General features: G+C 57.2%; 9 protein-coding genes. 5 read left to right on the top strand and 4 right to left on the bottom strand.

Annotation, left to right across the window (positions count from 1 at the left end):
- Positions 1–255: 255 nt before the first annotated feature.
- From BQ5453_RS05170 to BQ5453_RS05185, 4 genes are all read right to left on the bottom strand, one after another.
- Positions 256–4,104, bottom strand: coding sequence for a choice-of-anchor J domain-containing protein (locus BQ5453_RS05170; RefSeq protein ID WP_161942400.1), 3,849 nt, complete (start codon positions 4,102–4,104; stop codon positions 256–258).
- A 725-nt stretch (positions 4,105–4,829) separates the two neighbouring features.
- On the bottom strand, positions 4,830–5,450 hold the full coding sequence (locus BQ5453_RS05175) for a LutC/YkgG family protein (RefSeq protein WP_071122393.1): 621 nt from the start codon (positions 5,448–5,450) through the stop codon (positions 4,830–4,832).
- A complete protein-coding gene (locus tag BQ5453_RS05180; protein WP_071122394.1) occupies positions 5,440–6,825 on the bottom strand; it encodes a lactate utilization protein B in 1,386 nt (461 codons plus the stop codon). The genes BQ5453_RS05175 and BQ5453_RS05180 overlap by 11 nt, the downstream gene beginning before the upstream one ends.
- The gene (locus BQ5453_RS05185; RefSeq protein ID WP_071122395.1) at positions 6,818–7,552 is read right to left on the bottom strand and encodes a (Fe-S)-binding protein; all 735 of its coding nucleotides are present in this window, start codon (positions 7,550–7,552) and stop codon (positions 6,818–6,820) included. The genes BQ5453_RS05180 and BQ5453_RS05185 overlap by 8 nt, the downstream gene beginning before the upstream one ends.
- 691 nt (positions 7,553–8,243) lie before the next feature.
- Here BQ5453_RS05185 and BQ5453_RS05195 point away from each other — a divergent pair.
- The 5 genes from BQ5453_RS05195 (at position 8,244) to BQ5453_RS05215 (ending at position 18,132) form a co-directional block, all read left to right on the top strand.
- Positions 8,244–10,577, top strand: a complete 2,334-nt coding sequence (locus tag BQ5453_RS05195) for a TonB-dependent receptor (protein WP_071122397.1) — start codon at positions 8,244–8,246, stop codon at positions 10,575–10,577.
- A 13-nt stretch (positions 10,578–10,590) separates the two neighbouring features.
- Positions 10,591–12,429 (top strand): glycoside hydrolase family 32 protein, encoded by a 1,839-nt coding sequence (locus BQ5453_RS05200; RefSeq protein WP_071122398.1) that lies wholly within the window; start codon positions 10,591–10,593, stop codon positions 12,427–12,429.
- Positions 12,430–12,562: 133 nt separating this feature from the next.
- A complete protein-coding gene (locus BQ5453_RS05205; protein WP_071122399.1) occupies positions 12,563–13,711 on the top strand; it encodes an MFS transporter in 1,149 nt (382 codons plus the stop codon).
- A 27-nt stretch (positions 13,712–13,738) separates the two neighbouring features.
- Entirely contained in the window at positions 13,739–14,641 is a 903-nt protein-coding gene (locus BQ5453_RS05210) for a carbohydrate kinase family protein (RefSeq protein WP_071122400.1), read from the top strand.
- A gap of 305 nt (positions 14,642–14,946) precedes the next feature.
- Positions 14,947–18,132 (top strand): family 20 glycosylhydrolase, encoded by a 3,186-nt coding sequence (locus tag BQ5453_RS05215; RefSeq protein WP_143033301.1) that lies wholly within the window; start codon positions 14,947–14,949, stop codon positions 18,130–18,132.
- Positions 18,133–18,461: the final 329 nt, after the last annotated feature.

The following is an 18,461-nucleotide window of genomic DNA, read 5'->3' on the forward strand; positions in this document are numbered from 1 at the left end:
CGCGTCGCCCCCATTAGAGCTAGCGTTTAGGGGTAGCGCTTAGTGGTAGCGTTTGGTGGTAGTGTTTGATGGTTGAAGAAACGCAAGCACTAATGGGGGCGACGCGTCCCGCGTCGGGCATTTTTCAGCAGCTTCGCTTAACTACAAACGTGCTTGACGAACTTACCTGTCAACCCGTCAACCAAATATGCTGTATTAGCCGTTAGCGGGGCAACCCAAGCAATAGTGCGCTTGTGCCGCCCCGCTAACTATATGTTAAAGTATAACCTTTTTGGTCACTACGCCATTGGCGGTGCTCACACGCACAATGGCCATGCCCGTGGCAGCAGGCGTGAGGGTGATGACACCCTTGCCGGCAGCCTGGGCGGCCATACGGCCGTCGATGGTGTACACCTGCACACGTGCATCGAGTGCCGAGGTCACTACCACGCGTCCCGCAGCAGCCGTCACGCTTACAGCGGCCGTAGTGTTGTCGTTCAGCACATCGTCTATGCCGTCAGGGGTTTCACCCTGCTTGGCATGGTAGGCGTTGATAAGCTTGTCGGTATTGCCGTCGAAGAGCATCACCACCACGCTGGTGGCAGCGGGGTTCTCCACTACATCGGGCACAGGTATGGTGAGGGTGGTGACACAAGGCTTGCCAGCCTCGATGGTGGCGGGCAGCAGTTCGGGTGTACCGGTGAAGGTTTCGCCATAGAAACCGCGCACCACGTGGTCGAAGGTGTAAGGCGTAACGGTGGCCATGCCATACTTGCCGCCTGCACCCCACTCACCTATTACGGGGTCGGACACTGACGAGAAGCCGTTTGACTGATAGCCCACAAGGCCATCTTCGAGCACTGCGGCAAACACCTTGAGGTTGAGGTCGGTGGCGTTGAGCGCATACTTCACGCTCACGGGCACCTTGAGGCTCTTGCCGTTGGCAGCAAGCTCGCAAGTGGCAGTGACCTCGGCCGGGGCCGGTGTGGCAAGCTGCTTCTGCACCTCGCTCTGCCATGTCACATCGTAGGTGGTGTTGTCGCCGGGCGTAAAGCTGTACTTGCCCGTGGTCTTGTCCTGTGTGATAGGATAAGTGATGTCGCCACGCTGAATGCAGCCCGAGGGCGCTGCGGTAAGGTTGAGGTAGGCTGCATAGCTTGTTACGCCAGCGCCCAACTGGTCGCCCGTGTAGCAGTGCAGGGCCATGGGAATGAACAGGTCGCCATAGGTCTTGTGCAAATTGTCAATGCCAAGTATGCCGAGCGGGCAGTTGGTGCAGCCCATGCCGGTAAACTCCTCGAGGGTGACACGCTTGACGGGCTCAAAGCTCAGGTTGCTGATGCTCTTGCTCACGGTGTTCTCCTTGTCGCCCAGCTTGAAGTCGACGCTGTAACGGTTAACCGTACCGATGGTGAGGGGCAGTGCCTTGGCAAAGCTGAAGGCGTGCTTGTCGCCCTTGGCCAGGCTGAGCCCGGTTTCGTCAATCTCGTCCACCACCTTGCCCTGGCCGTCCTTGAGGGTGAGGTGCAGGGTGTTGTAGGTTGTGCTGTCGTTAATGACAATGCTGCCCTTGATTTTGGCCGAGGTCTTGCCCACTACGGCATCTTCGGTGTCGAAGGCTGCAAAGAAGGGCAGGTCGTGTGTTACCTGTACGTCGTCGATGAACACGAAGCTCTGAGCCTCGTTTTGGTTGACAAAGGCTATGTACACGTTTTTGCCGGCAAACTGTTCAAGGCTGATGGTGTTCTCCTTCCAGTCGCCGTTGAGCTTGGCCTCGCTCTTGCCGGCCGACTCGCGCTCAAAGTATACCACGGTGCCCTCGCGCTTCATGCGGTCCACTATTTCGTCGTTGAGGGCTGAGTAGATGTTGTCGCAGGGCCACACCACCACCTTGAGGCTGTCATGGGCTGCCTTGCGGTAGCTCTGGCTCTTGAAGGTGAGGGTGCAGAGCTTGTCCATCACGTTAATTTGCGGTGTTACCAACCAGTCGTCGCTCGTGCCCTCGGGGGTGTAGAGCGAGGTTGATGCTGCCGAATAGCCAGTGGTGCCGTTGTCGTCGCGCACGGGCACCCACGCATAGGCATTGCCTGCTGCATTGAAGTTAAAGCCCTTGCTTTCGGCATCGGGGGTATTGGTGTCGCCGTCGTAAAGCATCACGTTGCCCACACCGTTGTCAAAGTTCTCGCTGTAGAGTATGTTGCTGTCGTATGATATTTCGCGCTCGTAGGCACCACGCAGATTGAGGGTGTCGGCTTTGTTGGCCGATGCGGCATTGCCGGTGATGTCGGTCACCACGCCGGCAGGCAGCACAATCTGGTAGTCAACGTCCTTGAGCAGGTTCTGCTGGGTGGCGGGATAAGCGTAGAGTTTTGAACCGTCGGCACCGAGCAGCAAGCTGGCCACGGGGGTATTGAGGCCCTTTTGGTAGAGCTGTGCGCGGGGAGAGTCGCCGGCAAGCTTTACCTCGGCATCGAAATTGAATGTCACAGGGCTGGTCGAGGCATCAATCTTGCCCAGTGCGCTGCCCTCCTTGGGCGATGTGGTCATTACCTCGAGCGGCACATTGGCACGGCCGTTGTAGGTGATGCGTATCTCGTCGTTGTAGCGTGTGGCGTCGCCCTTGATGCTGATGGCCTTGGCGGGAATTACAATTTCGTAGGGCATGCCATCGTTGGCCAGGTTGGCGTTGCGGAAACTGATGTTTACGCTGTAAGGGTCGGCGGCATCGGTCTGGAAACCAAATGCCTTGGCCACGGTAGCACCTCCACCCACAATGTCGTGCACCTCAATCTTGTTGGCCTGCATGAGTGTCTGCACGGTGCGCGTAAAGGTGAGCTTCATGGTGGTGAGCTTGGCAAAGGTGCTGCCGGCAGCCGGGCTGGCTGTGTATGCGCTCAGCAGGTTGGTGGTGGCGGCAATGTTGGAGAAGGGTTCGGGCAGGGTGATGACATAGCTGTCGGCCGAACCTGCCAGCACGCCGATGGTGCGTGAGTCGTCGCTGATGGCCACGGGGGTGCCCGAGTTGTCAAAGCCCAGTTTCTTCAGCACGTCGAAGTTGTAGTGCTGCTTCAAACCCTGGGTAAAGTTCACCCAGTAGTTGCCCGAACGCACACCAAAGTCGCGGTAGGGATTGCCGTCGGGACCTGCGGCATACACCTCACCATTGTTGTCAACGGCATAGCCGGCGTAGGCCTGGCTGTAGGTGTCGCTGTAGAAGGTGAACTCGTCCTTCTCTACATCGTACTTAAAGGGGCAGGTAAACTCGTCGGCGGCTTCGGCGGCAGAGCTGCTGCCGTTCTTGTCCAGATAGTAGGCCGAACCGGTCACATACTTGCCGTTGTTGCTGAGCAGTGCGCCCGATATGAAGAGCAGGTTGTTGGCCTTGGGTGTCCAGTCGTCGGTGTCGCTCTCGGTAAAGCCTATCACCTTGTAGCTCTGCTTGTCTACGTTGTACACATAATAGAAGCAGCCGCCGGGGTTGTCGCCCGAGGGCAGGTATGAGAACGACATGCAGCCGAGCACGGTCTTGCCATCGGCCGAGATGCTTACAAAGCGGTTCTGGCCCATGTTGGCGTGCGACATGTCCTTTTGTGGCAGATTGGCGGTGGCAATGGTGTCGCCGGTGGCAAGGTTCCACAGGGCGGGTTTTTCTTCGTACTCATTGTCGCTGGGGTAAACGGTACCCACGGCATAGCGGCCGTCGGGGGTGACCGAACTGATGGTGCCACCCAGACCGTTGTACTTTACAAAGTGCCATGCCTTGCTGTCGACCGTGTAGTAGGCGGGCTTGCTGTTGAGCGCACCCACCACCATGTTGCCGTCGTTGGTCACATCGAGTGCGGCACTCGACTTTACGGTGTCGGCCAGCAGCCCGTCGGTGAGCGACAGGCTCGCGGTGGTGCCAAGGTTTACCAGGCGTGCACCAATGCTGTACACGGTGGTTGACGCGCCGTCCTCGGCCTGTGCGCTGAAGGCGCCCCACTGACCGTTGTCGGACATGGCGTTCATGATGGCGCCGTCCTCGTACTTGAAGGTCTTGTACGTAGGCTTGGCAGTCTGCGTTTGTGCGCATACCGGCACGGCAAGTGCTGCCCCGGCAAGGCACACGAATAAGATTTTCCTCATGTAATGAATTGAATTATTGTTTTTGTGTAGTTTGTTATCCTGGTAATTGTAACTCTTAATATAAAATGCTGATAATGCGTTTGTTACATGCTGCAAAATTACGAAATAATGGATATTCTGCCGCACAAAAGTGCGCATAAACTTGCTTTTAATATATCATTTTGTCACAAAACGCATATATATGCGCTATTTATGCAACATTGGTGATAGTTTGCTCACCTCGGGAATTTGTGCATGGCGCGTGGTGCTGCCCTGGTGTGTGTGGCGCATCTGCGTTGATAACGCAAGCGCCAATGGGGGTGCCGCAGGGCGGCGCATGGCCGGAGCCGGGAGGGCGAAACGGTTGCGGGAGACAGAAATTTTCGTTTATCCGACGAAAATCTCTGTCTCCCGCAACTGTTTTTTCTACCTCCCGTAACAGGTTTTTCGGTCACCCTTAAACAGGCGAACGGACACAAGCGCCAAACGCAAGCTCTAATGGGGGCGACGCGTCTCGCGTCGGGGCATTTTTCAGCAGTCTCGTCTCGCGTCGGAGAAAAAGGCCATAAATAAAGGCTCACAGACAGCACTAATTACATGCCTGTCTGTGAGCCTTTGCCTTTATGCCCGACGCGAGACGCGTCGCCCCCATTAGAGGTTGCGTTTGGCGCTTGAGTCCGTTCGCGTATCCACGTTTTACCGGACTACAATATTAAAAGTATATCATTTCGCACCACTGTCGTGCGTCAGCGAGCATCTGTAATGATCACCGTCACCTCGCGTGCGCCATGGGCGCCAAACACAAGGGCCTGCTCAATGTCGGCCGTCTTGGAAGGGCCTGAGATGAAACAGCCAAAGGGGGCTGCCGTGGGGTCGGGCAACTGGTGGTAGGCCTGGTGCATGTTGCTCACAATATGATGCTTGCTGAGCACAATGACCAAGGCTTCGGCTATGAAGTAGATGGCGCGGTGGCGCACCGTGTCGGCTATCCAGCAACAGGCATTCTCGGCCACACCGAGGCCCGAGGCTATGATGGCCACATCGGTGCCGTTGAGCTGGCCGGGCTGCTCGACGGTGTCGGGGTTGAAGGGCTGGCCGGGCAGAGCCTCAGCACCGCTGAGGTTGGCCACCGTGTTGGCCACACGGGTTGCCTGGGGGTAGAGATTGGCCACAAGTTGGCCGACACTCTGGCCGGGAGCCAGCTCGAAGGCACGGCCGCCGGCTGCGGCAAGCGATGCCTTGAACTGCGCCACGGGGTCGGGATAGCTGACGGCCGATGCCTCGAGGGCAGTGAGGTCGGGACACGCAAATTGCTCGGTGGTGTGGGAGCGTATTGACTCCAATATGGTTTGTTTGCTACTTGTCATGACGTTGTTTGGTTTCGGCGTGGTACAAATCCTCAAAAGTCTTGCCCTTGAACTGTGGCATCTCGCGCTCGGCGCCCCAGGCGTTGAGGGCATTTTCAACCATGAAGTGTGGAATGTGGTTGGCCAGCGGCGCAAAGCGCAGGGCGGTGTGGTAGAGGGCGGGGTGCTCAAACATGAGCTTCATGCCGCGGCTCACAAGGTGCTTGCCCTTGCTCTCAGAGCCTGTGTCGCGCAGCTGCTGGCGCCAGCGGTATATTTGGTCGGCCAGGTCGACTTTGGCCGGGCACACGTTTTGGCACGAGTAGCACAGCGAGCAAGCCGACACGTTGTCCTTGTACTTGACGGGGTCGGCCACCATGCCTAAGTTGATGCCTATGGGACCGGGAATGAAGTAGGTGTAGGAGTAGCCGCCCGAACGGCGGTAAACGGGGCAGGTGTTCATGCAGGCGCCACAGCGCAGGCAGTTGAGCACCTGGCGATGGGCGGGGTTGGCGAGCAGACGGCTGCGGCCGTTGTCGACGATGATGATGTGCAGCTCGCCGCCCTGGCGGGGCGAACGGTAGTGTGAGGTGTAGGTGGTGGAGGGCTGGCCGGTGGCCGAACGGGCCAACAGGCGGGTGAACACGCCGAGGGCCTGGCGGCTGGGTACTATCTTTTCGAGTCCGAAAGCGGTTATTTGCAGGCGCTTGGTGCAGAGCGAGGTGCCCATGTCGGCATTGCCCTCGTTGGTGCACACCACACACTCGCCGGTGTCGGCCACTGCAAAGTTGGCACCGGTCATGGCGGCTTCGGCCTCGATAAACTTGCGGCGCAGGTTGCGGCGTGCCACATGGGTGAGGTAGGTTTGGTCGCAGTTGCCGGGTTCGCAACCTTCCATCTCGCGGGTGAAGAGTTCGCCTATCTCCTCTTTTTTCACTGCTATGGCGGGCAACACGATGTGCACGGGTTTGCGGTGCAGCATTTGCAGTATGCGCTCGCCAAGGTCGCTCTCGAGCACCTCGATGCCATGCGACTCGAGGTAGGGGTTGAGCCCGCACTCCTCGGCCAGCATCGACTTGCTCTTGACCAAGTGCTTGACGTTGTGGTCGCGGAGTATTTGCTCTACTATCTGGCAGTACTCGGCGGCGTCCTTGGCCCAGTGTACGATGGCGCCGTTGCGTGTGGCGTTGGACTCGAACTGGGTGAGCAGGGTGTCGAGGTGGGAGTTGCTGTATTGCTTGAGCTGGTGTGCGGCCTCGCGCAGCTGCTCCCATTCGGGCACCTGGTGGGCCATGCGGTCACGTTTTTCGCGCACAAGCCACAGGGTTTCGTCGTGCCAGGCGGCTTGCTTCTTGTTGCGCAGAAATTGTTTGGCTTGTTGTGCGTGTTTAGACATTTCCTGAAAGTATTTGTGCTATGTGCAGCGTCTTGATGTTGAGCCCCTCGCGGGCTATGATGCCGTTTTGGTGCATGAGGCACGAGCAGTCGGCCCCTACTATGTACTCGGCGCCGGTGGCCACGTGGCGCATCACCTTGTCGCGGCCCATCTGGCCCGACACGGCGTGCTCCTCAACGGCAAACATGCCGCCAAAGCCGCAGCACTCGTCGCGGCGCTCGGGCTCGACCACCTCGATGTCGCGCACCAGGCCGAGCAGGTCGCGCAGCTTGTTGACATAGGGCACGTTGCGCTCTGAGGGCGACGACAGGCCGAGCAGGCGCACGCCGTGGCAGCTGTTTTGCAAACTGACTTTGTGGGGGAAACTGACGTTGAGACTGGTGGGGCGTACGACGTCGTGTACGAACTCGCATATTTCGTACACGTGCTGCTGGCTGTGACACTGGTGGTCGGGCAGCAGGCGACCGTAGTGGTCGCGCACAAACGCCACGCATGAGGCCGACGGGCCCACCACGTAGTCGTAGCCGGCAAACACCTCTTCGAAGTGGCGCGCCAGGCCGGCGGCCTCGTCCTCAAATCCGGCATTGCCCATTGGCTGGCCGCAACAGGTTTGACGCTCGGGGTACACCACATCGACGCCTAACTGCTGAAGCAGGTGGAGCGAGGCCATGCCTACTTCGGGGAATACGGCGTTGACGTAGCAGGGTATGAATAAAGCTACTTGCATCGGGGGTAGTTTTTGTGTTGGTTGAGTTAAGTAAATCCGAAACTTCAGTTAAGTAATGGCACGCGCATGGGCACTCCTTATAGGGTGGTTCTAATAATTCTGAAATAGGGATTTGTGCGCTATCGGAAGTGTATTCTTGAAAGTTTGTGAGGGAGCATAGCGGGCTATGTGACCGAACAAACTTTCAAGAATACGCTTTCGAGAGCGTGCAAATCACATTTTCAGAATTGCAGAACTCTAAAAACAGAATTTTTAGAACCACCCTATATATATAGTATGCGCGGCTGAGCTACAAAATTAGCTATTTTTGGGCCGACGTGTGCCAAGGGGGTCATACTTTTCGCGGCTTGCAAATTTCATTAACACTCAGAGGGAGTGTTTTGCACAGTAACGACAATGTTTGCGCAAAGCACTGTTGGCACGTTTTTTGCACACACTGCTTTACATTTCTGCGTACATTTTGCAAAGTGTATGCTGCAAAACATGTTTTTAGCAGCAAGCATCAGCACAAATGTTGCATTAGGTTACAATTTTGTTGCGATGCAACATTTGTTGCCACCGATGCAACATTTATATTTGCACAAGGGTAGTGTGTATCAGTAGTTTTGCAACATCAAACGCCGGGTGGCATGACACAAATGTTACAAGCCCGGCAAGCAGTACAAACCTTTCTACACACACTATTTTTACCATGTACGCTAATAAACTACGGTTACACCGCGCAAGCCTCATCACCATGTTGGCAGCCGTTAGCGCGGGCGCTTTGGCGCAAACACCCGAAGCCGCCGACTCGGTGGCCGCAAAGGGCAATAAAGAGGAGGGCAACCGCAATGTGATGCTTAACGCAGCATCGGCCAACGGACCACGCGAAATTTCAATCGGACTGCCGGGCGGCGATGTGAATGTGCTCGAAAACGGGCTGCCCGTTGTGTTTAACTCTAACCCGCACAATGTGAACACGCACTGGCGCGGCGACGGCTCGCTGAGTCACTCCGGCCTGCTCAAAATTTCGGAGACGGCTATCACTACCGGTAACATTGGCTATGCCGTGAACTCGTTTGACCAACTTGGTACGGACAAGACCAAGATGTTTAACGGCACGCTTAACTACAACGCCAACCACTTTGGCAAACAGCAGTTCGACTTCAACCTCAACGGTGCCTTGGGCAAGGGGTGGTTCTACTCGGGCAGCGTGTATCAGAACTTTGACCCGGGCTCGTTCAAGCTGCGCTTTGCACAGTACCAGGACCGCACGGAGATATATAAGTTTGCTCTTACCAAGCTCTACAACGAGGGACGCGGACGCCTGTCGGCCGTTTACCACTACTCTAACTCACACTGGCTGTCGAATGCCACTACCGGCGCGCCTTTTATATATAATGGCGACGGCTCGGTGAGTGAAATTCCGGGCTTCAAGCTCGGCACGACTTCGTACCTGCCCAACGTGAGCACTATTCCCTACATGGACATGCGCACAGGCGAGGTGAAGACTATCTCGCTGTACGATGCTACCGCAAGCCGCGGCAACCAGATAACACTGCTCAACAATTACCGCTGGGACAACGGGCTGGAGTGGGACGTGCGCTTTAAGTATGACCACGCACTGGGCTCTTACCTGTATCAGACGCCGATGTCGCTGAGCGAGGTGCAGACTGCTGACGGCTATTACACCAAGGGGGCAGACGGCACGCTCTCGCCCTATGCCGGACACATGCAGAGCCGTATGTCGTGCTTTAACCGCGGACGCATTGACGAAACCTTCCTGACGTCGGAACTGAAACGTAAGCTGTCGAACATGACGTGGCGCGTGGGCATTGACCAATGGCACTATCACAACAATTATGCCTCGTGCACCACGATGTATGACCACACGGTGCAGGACACGCCCGAACTGCTGTATCACCCTGCTGCCCTGGCCGAGAAGAAGTATTACGGCTCTACGGCTTACTACAACTTTAACCAGAACGCTTCGGAATACTACAAGGGTGATGAGAACAAACTGGCCGTGTATGCCACACACGACTGGGACGTGACTCCGAAACTCAACCTCTACTATGGCGCACGCCTGGAGTGGCAACGCTCTAAGGGCGTAAACGCTGCCGTGCGCAATGCCGACGGCAAATATGTGGGACGCTTTGCCAACTACCACCTGGGTGCCACCGCTGCCGACGGCACCGTGATAGCACCTGCCGACTACAGCTATGACTGGCTGAACCAGGTGTACACCGCAGCGCTGACTTACAAGATTACACACGAGTTTGGCCTTACGGGCGACTTTACTTACAACACGCAGCGCCCGGCCATGAACTCCTTTGCACCGGCCGAATTGCCTAACGTGGGCAAAATAGCCATTCCGCTCGGACGCGCTGGTATCTACTACAACAACAAGTGGTTGAGCCTCACTTCGCTCTTCTCATACATTGCCAAGTCGAACAATAACTCTACGCTCAACCTTATCAACCCCAACAACCCGTCGGACATCAAGGCCTCGGCACTGACTTACGACATCAAGACGCTGGGCTGGACTACCGACGCTGTGGTGAAACCCTTCAAGGGCTTTGAGTTCCACTTCTTGTTCACTTATCAAAAGCCTACTTACAAGAAGTATGAAACGAGCGTGACCTTCAGCGATGGCACGGTGAGCGGCATCAATGCCACTGGCAACATTGTGACGGAAATTCCTAAGGTGCTTGTCGAACTCGACCCGAGCTATACTTTCCTGGGCGACGCCCTGAGGGTGTGGGCTTCATTCCGCTACTTCTCAAAGACCTACGCCAACATCAAGAACGCTTACTACTTTAACGGACGATGGGAGACGTTTGGCGGTGTTGACTGGAAGGTGAACCGCCACGTGCAACTGGGCTGCACGGTTATCAACTTCCTGAACCAGACGGGTGCCAAGGGCTCTATTGCCGGTGCCGAACTGGTGGACAAGGAGCAGGCCGCACAGTACAACGGCGCATGGATGGCGGGCTCGTATATCCGCCCCTTCACTGTAGAATTTGCTGCTAAAATTAACTTCTAACACATACCTCATCATGAAATATCTTTCTGCATCTATCATCATGGGCGCCGCCCTTGCGGCATCGTGCGCCTCAAGCAACGGCTCGTTCACACTCAACCAGCCAAGCGACACACTCACCATAGTAAATATCAACCATGCTCCCAAATACGCTATTCTGCCCATCGAGGAGGAGCAGCCCGAAGCACAAGTAATGCTCAACGGCACCCCGATGGACGTACGTCTGGCCGTGAACAAGGTGGACTACACAGTGCCCTTCCCACTGCACGCCGGGGCCGAAAAGGACTCGCTCGTTATCAAGAACCTGGCACGCAACGCCGTGGCTTGGAAACACATTGAGCTGGCCGACACTTTTGACACTGCCAACCGCGAAAAGTTCCGCCCCATCTACCACCACACACCTGCGTATGGCTGGATGAATGACGCTAACGGACTGGTGTACAAGGACGGTGAGTACCACCTCTACTTCCAGTACAACCCTTATGGCTCAAAGTGGGGCAACATGCACTGGGGACACTCGGTGTCGAAGGACCTCGTGCACTGGACACACGAGCAGCCGGCTATTGCACGCGACACCATGGGCCACATATTCTCGGGCTCGTGCGTGGTTGACCACAACAATACGGCAGGCTTTGGCAAGGACGCTATCATTGCTTTCTACACCTCGCACAAGAATCTGCCCGGCAACCACCAGCGCCAGCAGCAGTGCATAGCCTACAGCCTCGACAACGGTCGCACTTACACTAAATACGAGGGCAACCCCGTGCTTACACCCTTCGACGGGCTGGAGAATTTCCGCGACCCGAAGGTGTTCTGGTATGCACCGCAAAACAAATGGGTGATGATTGTGAGCGCCGACAAGAACATGCGTTTCTACGAATCGAAAGACCTTAAAAAGTGGAGCTACATGAGCGAGTGGGGCGCCGGTTACGGCCCGCAGCCCAACCAGTTTGAGTGTCCCGACTTTTTCGAGATGGCAGTTGACGGCAACGCACAGCACAAAAAGTGGGTGATGATTGTCAACATCAATCCGGGCTTTGCATACGGCGGCAGCGGCACCATGTACTTTGTAGGCCAGTTTGACGGCCACAAGTTTACGTGCGACACCGCACCCAACGATGTGAAGTGGCTCGACTGGGGCAAGGACCACTATGCCACAGTGACCTACTCCAACACACCGGGACGCATCATTGCCATGCCATGGATGAGCAACTGGCAGTATGCCAACCTCACGCCCACACAGCAGTTCCGCTCACAAAACGCACTGCCGCGCGAGCTCAAGCTCTACACGGCCGACAACGGCGAGCAACTGGTGAGCGCTGCACCGGTCAAGGAAACTGAGGCCCTGCGCAACAAGGCTACCGACCTGGGCTCGTTTGAGGGCGAAAAGCAGGCCAAAATTGACAACGAGGGCGCCTTTGAACTCGACTTCGACCTCCAGGCTGGCACAGCCGACAAGTGTGGCGTAGAAATTGCCAACGCCAAGGGCGAAAAGGTGAGCATCTATTACGATGTCAAGGCACAGCGCTTTGTGATGGACCGTGCCGAGAGCGGCATTACCGAGTTTGGCAACAAGGTGGAACCGCACCAGCTCGACAATGCACAAAGCTTGAAACGCTACAAAGAGGTGACTGTCAACTACCACAATGCCTTTGCCCTTGGCACCTGGGCCCCCGTGCCCGTCAAGGCCGACACGCACCACGTGCAAATATTTGTCGACAAGTCGTCAGTTGAACTCTTTGTGGACGGTGGCCGCATTGCCATGACCAACCTCGTATTCCCCAACGAACCATACAACCAGCTCCGCTTCTTTGGCGGCAAGGTGGCAAATGCCAAAGCCTACAACATCAAGTAGGCTGGCTATAAAGCTTTAGAACTTGGAGGTTAAAAGGGCTGCCACAGGCCATTCGGTGGCCCGCGGCTGAGCCTTTTAACCTCCTTGTCCTCTAAATTCTGCCCCATTCCTTCCCCCAACAATCTCTCATCTCATGAAACAGAAATCTATCATATTGGGCATCATCATGCTCTGCTTCTTTGCCATGGGCTTTGTCGACCTTGTCGGCATCGCTTCCAACTACGTAAAAGCAGACCTCGGGCTGAGTGACACCGAGGCCAACCTATTTCCCTCGCTCGTATTCTTCTGGTTCCTTATATTCAGCGTGCCGACCGGTGTGCTCATGAACAAGATTGGGCGCCGCCGCACAGTGGTGCTGAGTCTCATAGTAACCTTTGCATCATTGCTCATGCCCCTGTTTGGCGAGGGCTACACACTGATGCTCGTGTCATTCTCGCTCCTCGGCATTGGCAACGCCATCATGCAAACATCGCTCAACCCCCTGCTGAGCAATGTGGTGACGGGCGGCAACCTGTCGAGCGTGCTCACCTTTGGCCAGTTTGTCAAGGCCATAGCCTCGTTCCTCGCCCCCATCATCGCCGCATGGGGTGCCAGCCAAAACGCCTTCGGGCTGGGTTGGCGTGTACTCTTCCCCATCTACATGACCATTGCCATCATAGCCACCCTGGCGCTTGGTGCCAGCCGTGTTGACGAGGCCCCGGCCAACCGCGCCTCGGGTTTCAAGGCCTGCTTTGCCTTGCTGGCCAACCCCTTTGTGCTGCTCTGCTTTGTGGCCATCATGTGCCACGTGGGCATCGATGTGGGCACCAACACCACAGCGCCCAAACTCCTGCAGGAGCACCTTGGCCTCACACTCACCGAAGCCGGATTTGCCACGAGCCTCTACTTCATATTCCGCACGGCGGGCTGCTTCCTCGGCGCATTCATTCTGCGCAAGGTGAGCGAGCGCACATTCTTTGCGCTGAGCGTAGCGCTGATGGCAGTAGCCATGGCAGGCTTCCTCACGCTGCACTCACGAACGGCCCTCTACGTGTGCATTGCCCTCGTAGGTTTTGGCAACTCCAACATCTTCCCCATCACCTTTGCCCAAGCCCTTAAAGCCTGCCCCGACAAGCAGAACGAGGTTTCGGGCCTGATGATCATGGGCCTCTTCGGTGGCACCGTGTTCCCCCTCGCCATGGGCTATGCCAGCGACGCCGTGGCCAGCCAGTGGGGCGCCGTAGCCGTAATGGCCGCCGCCGTGCTCTACCTTGTATATTACACCACCCGCATTAAAGCATAATCTACTTACCTCAACAACCATATCACCATGCAACAATATGTAATAGGACTCGGCGAAGTGCTGTGGGACGTGCTGCCCACAGGCAAGCAAATAGGCGGTGCACCCGCCAACTTCGCCTTTCACGTATCACAATTTGGTCTGCCCGTGCGCGTAGTGTCGGCCATAGGCAGCGACGCGCTGGCCACCGAAACACGCAACGTGTTTGCCGAACGCCACCTCGAGGCTATCATGCCCTCGCTGCCCCAGCCAACAGGCACCGTCATAGCCGAGATTGACGAGAGCGGCGTGGCCCACTACACCTTCCCCGACAATGTGGCTTGGGACAACATACCCTTCACCCCCGAAATGGAGGCCATGGCGCGCCAAACGCGTGCCGTGTGCTGGGGTTCGCTTGCACAGCGCAGCGAAGTGTCGCGCCAGAGCATTCTGCGCTTTGTCGACACCGTGCCCGACGGCCCCGGCCAGTACAAGATATTCGACATCAACCTGCGCCAGAACTTCTACACCCGCGAGGTCATCACCGAGTCGTTAGAGCGCGCCAATGTGCTTAAAATCAACGACGAGGAACTCGTGGTAGTGGCCCGCATGTTTGGGTTGCAAGGCACCGACCTCGAGGCCAAGTGCCGCACCCTGCTCACCGACTACCACCTCGACATGGTCATACTCACCTGTGGCGAGAACGGCAGCTACATATTCACCCCCGCCACCCCCGACTGCCCACTGGGCGGCACCTCGTTCATGGAGACACCGCGCGTTGAGGTGAGCGACACCATCGGTGCAGGCGACTCATTTACCGGCACTCTTGTAGCATCGCTCATCGAGGGCATGCCCGTGCGCCAGGCCCATGCCCGCGCCGTCAAGGTGAGTGCCTACGTGTGCACCCAGCCGGGCGCCATGCCCATACTGCCCGACAGCGTCAAGCAAGGGTAGCCACACATTCCGCTTTTGATTTTACCAACCAAAGCCTTGCAGCAGGAGCCACGTGCCCCGGCCGCAAGGCTTTTTTATTGTAGCAAAAGCCATGCCAACGCACCCGCCCGCAGCCCCCGCCCGCTGTCACAATATATGTTACATAACATACCGCCAAAGCCTTGCACTCCAACCAAAAGCCCGTACCTTTGCACATCGGAGGGAGAGCCAAACGCAGCGAGCCTTTTTGCCCGCTGCGCCCGCGCCCGTTAACCACCGCACATATCTATAATACTGACAACACCGACACACAACCTGCTTACTGCATGAAACACCTTCTCTACACACTTGCCATAGCCAGCGGCAGCCTGCTGGCCCTCAACGCCAATGCCAAGGTGGGCGACCTCCTGCCCCGTCCACACCAAATTGAGCTCACTGCCGGGGCCGCACCGTTTGCCCTGCAGCGCACCGTGGCCATCACCGACCCCACCGGCTGCACCTATCTCAAGAACTTTTTCACCGCCAACGGCTGCACCATTGCCGCCGCGGGCGAGAGCGCTGCCGCCACAGTCACCGTCACCCTGGCCAATGCCATCGAGGGCGCCTACGACTACGAGGTGGCCAACTTCCCCAACGAGGGCTACAAGCTTAGCATCACCGCCAACGCCATCAACATCACCGCTGCAAGCCCCACCGGCGTGATACGTGCCGCACAGACGCTGCAACAACTGGCCGAGGGCTACACCGACACGGGCGCACCCGCCGCCCTCGAGGCCCTCAGCATGACCGACTGGCCCGCCTTCAAGGTGCGTGGCTGGATGCAGGACGTAGGCCGCTCATTCCTTTCGGTCGACGAGTTGAAAAAGGAGATCGACCTCTACGCCCGTTTCAAGGTGAACGTGTTTCACTGGCATCTGACCGAAAAGATAGGCTGGCGTTTCGAGGTAAAAGCCTACCCGCAACTCACCAGCTACACCAAGGGTGTGCGCTACCCCGGCCAGTACTACACCCAGGAGCAGTGCAAGGAGGTGGAGGCTTATGCTGCCGAGCGCGGCATCACCGTCATACCCGAAATTGACATGCCGGGCCACAGCGACGTGTTCAAGAACGCCATGGGCTTCGACATGCAAACCGACGAGGGCAAAAAGGCTCTGAAAGTCATACTCAAAGAGGCCGCCGAGGTATTTTCCAAAGCCCCCTACATACACATTGGCGGCGACGAAGTGACCATCAAGGACGGCTTCCTCGAGGAGATGACCGACTTCGTGCGCAACACGCTGGGCCGCAAAGTGGTGCTTTGGAACAAGCTCAACAACAAAGCCGTGACCAAGGACATAGCCGACATGACACAAATGTGGGCCACGAGTGGCACTGCCGTAAAGGGACTGCCCAACATCGACTGCCGCTACAACTACATCAACCACTTCGACGTCTACGCCGACCTCGTGGGCATCTACAAGAGCAACATCTACTATGCCGACAAGGGCAACCCCGACATTGCCGGCACCATATCAGCCGCATGGAACGACACCAAAGTGGCCACCGAAGACGACATCATACGCCAAAACAACCAATACGCCAACGTGCTGGCCTCGGCCGAGCGCGGCTGGATTGGCGGCGGCAAGCAATACATCGAGGCTGGCGGCACCCGCCTGCCCAACACAGGCGAGGAGTACGAGGAGTTTGCCGACTTTGAGCGCCGCTTCCTGTTTCACAAAGCACATTCGCTGCAAGGCGCGCCCATTCCCTACGTCAAGCAGAGCAACATACGCTGGCGCCTGACTGAGCCTTTCCCCAACGACGGCGACGCCACCAAAGCTTTCCCGCCCGAACAGGCCGCCAAACTCGATGCCGTGATGCCCACCACCTACAGCTACAACGGCACAGACTATGCCGCCAAGCAAGTGACCGGTGGCGGCGTATACCTGCGCCACATCTGGCACGGCACCGTGCGCGGCGTGCTCAACAATCCTGCCAACAACCAGACGTGCTACGCTTGGACCTACGTATACTCGCCAGTGGCACAGGACGCCGGTGCGCAAATTGAGTTCTACACCTACTCGCGCTCGGGCAGAGACAAGATGCCACCGGCCGGCAAGTGGGACCGCCGCGGCTCGCAAGTGTGGCTCAACGGGCAGGAGATTGCAGCACCCACCTGGCAACAGCCCGACAAGGACATACCGCAGGACAACACTACACTGGGCCTGACCAACGAAAACTTTACCGCACGCCCCGTGGTCAAGGTTCACCTTAACGAGGGATGGAACAAGGTGTTCCTAAAACTGCCACACGCCAACTCGGGCGGCACCGCACGCGACAAGTGGCAGTACACCTTTGTGCTGACCGACACCGAGGGCAAGAATGCGCTCGAGGGCATCACCTACTCGCCCGACCGCACACTCGACCCCTTCACCGAGGACCCCACACCCGACCCGCGCCCCAAGGCAAGCAACGACAGCATAGCCTACTGGTACCAGTTCAACACGCCCTTGCGCGGCAACCGCTACCCCACCTCACAGGGTGCCGGACAACCCATCGTGGGCAACACCACCGCCACCAAAGCATCGCAGTGGAAGTTCGTGGCACGTACCGACAACGCCAACTCTTTCGACATCATCAACCGTGCCGACAGCACCTACATATCGCCCGCCTCAGCCAACAACAAGGCCCTCAACACGGCCAAGGAGCGGCCCACAGCCGGTTGGCAAATAAAGGAGGCCGACACCGAAGGCTACTTTATCATATTTAGCGGCACGTCGCAATTCAACCAAACTACATTCTCGCCCTTCAGCGTATACAACTGGGGTTACAACACCAACGTCAAGCCTAACGACTACCGCACCGACGACGCCGGCTGCCAATACAGTTTCAAACTCGTCAACACCGAGCTAATCAGCCCCGAGCCTCAGCCCAACGGCAGTCCCACGCTGAGCAACGCCACCACGAGCCACTACTACAAGTTCAGCTCGGCACGCTTCCCCAACTACTACCCCACCTCGCTGGGCGAGGGACAGCCCGTCACAAGCCGGACCGACGCCAGCACACAAGCCTCGGAATGGAAATTTGTAGACCGCACCGACGGCACCTTCGACATTGTCAACCGCCACGACGGCCTTTACATATCGCCCGCATCAAGCAACAACACTGCCCTCAACGCGGTGGCCGCACAGCCCGAAGCGGGTTGGAAACTGCTCGACAGCGGACAATCGGGCTATTTCATATTTGTGAGCGATGCCAACCATGCCGAAATCAACCAGACCAAAGCCAAAGAGGGCTACAAGCTCTACAACTGGGGCTACGGCTCAAAGACCAACGGCGAATACCGCTTCGACGACAACGGCTGCTGGTTCAGTTTCAGCCCCACCGAAACTGTCGACAACACTGCCACCGGCATAGGCGCCATCACCACCGCCACCACCCCCGAACAATGGTACGACCTCAGCGGCCGACGCGTAGCACGCCCCACCAAGGGCCTCTACATATCGAGCAAAGGCCGAAAGGTGGTACGGTGATTAACTTAGCGCTGTAAAAGAAACGCAAGCACTAATGGGGGCGACGCGTCCCGCGTCGGGATAATGAAAGAAAAGAATACAAACTCTACTAAATAACAGCTGCACTTTCCCCGACGCGGGACGCGTCGCCCCCATTAGTGCTTGCGTTTCTTCAAGCAACAAACGCTAGCACCCTCCACCAAACGCTACCACCAAACGCTACCTCTAATGGGGGCGACGCGTCTCGCGTCGGGCATTAAAGCAAAGGCTCACAGACAAGCGTGTAATTAGTGCTGTCTGTGAGCCTTTGTTTCGTGTATAAATGCTGCATTTTCCCGACGCGAGACGCG

Origin of the sequence: Prevotellamassilia timonensis, from assembly GCF_900106785.1 — a bacterium.
In the GTDB taxonomy this organism is placed as follows: domain Bacteria; phylum Bacteroidota; class Bacteroidia; order Bacteroidales; family Bacteroidaceae; genus Alloprevotella; species Alloprevotella timonensis.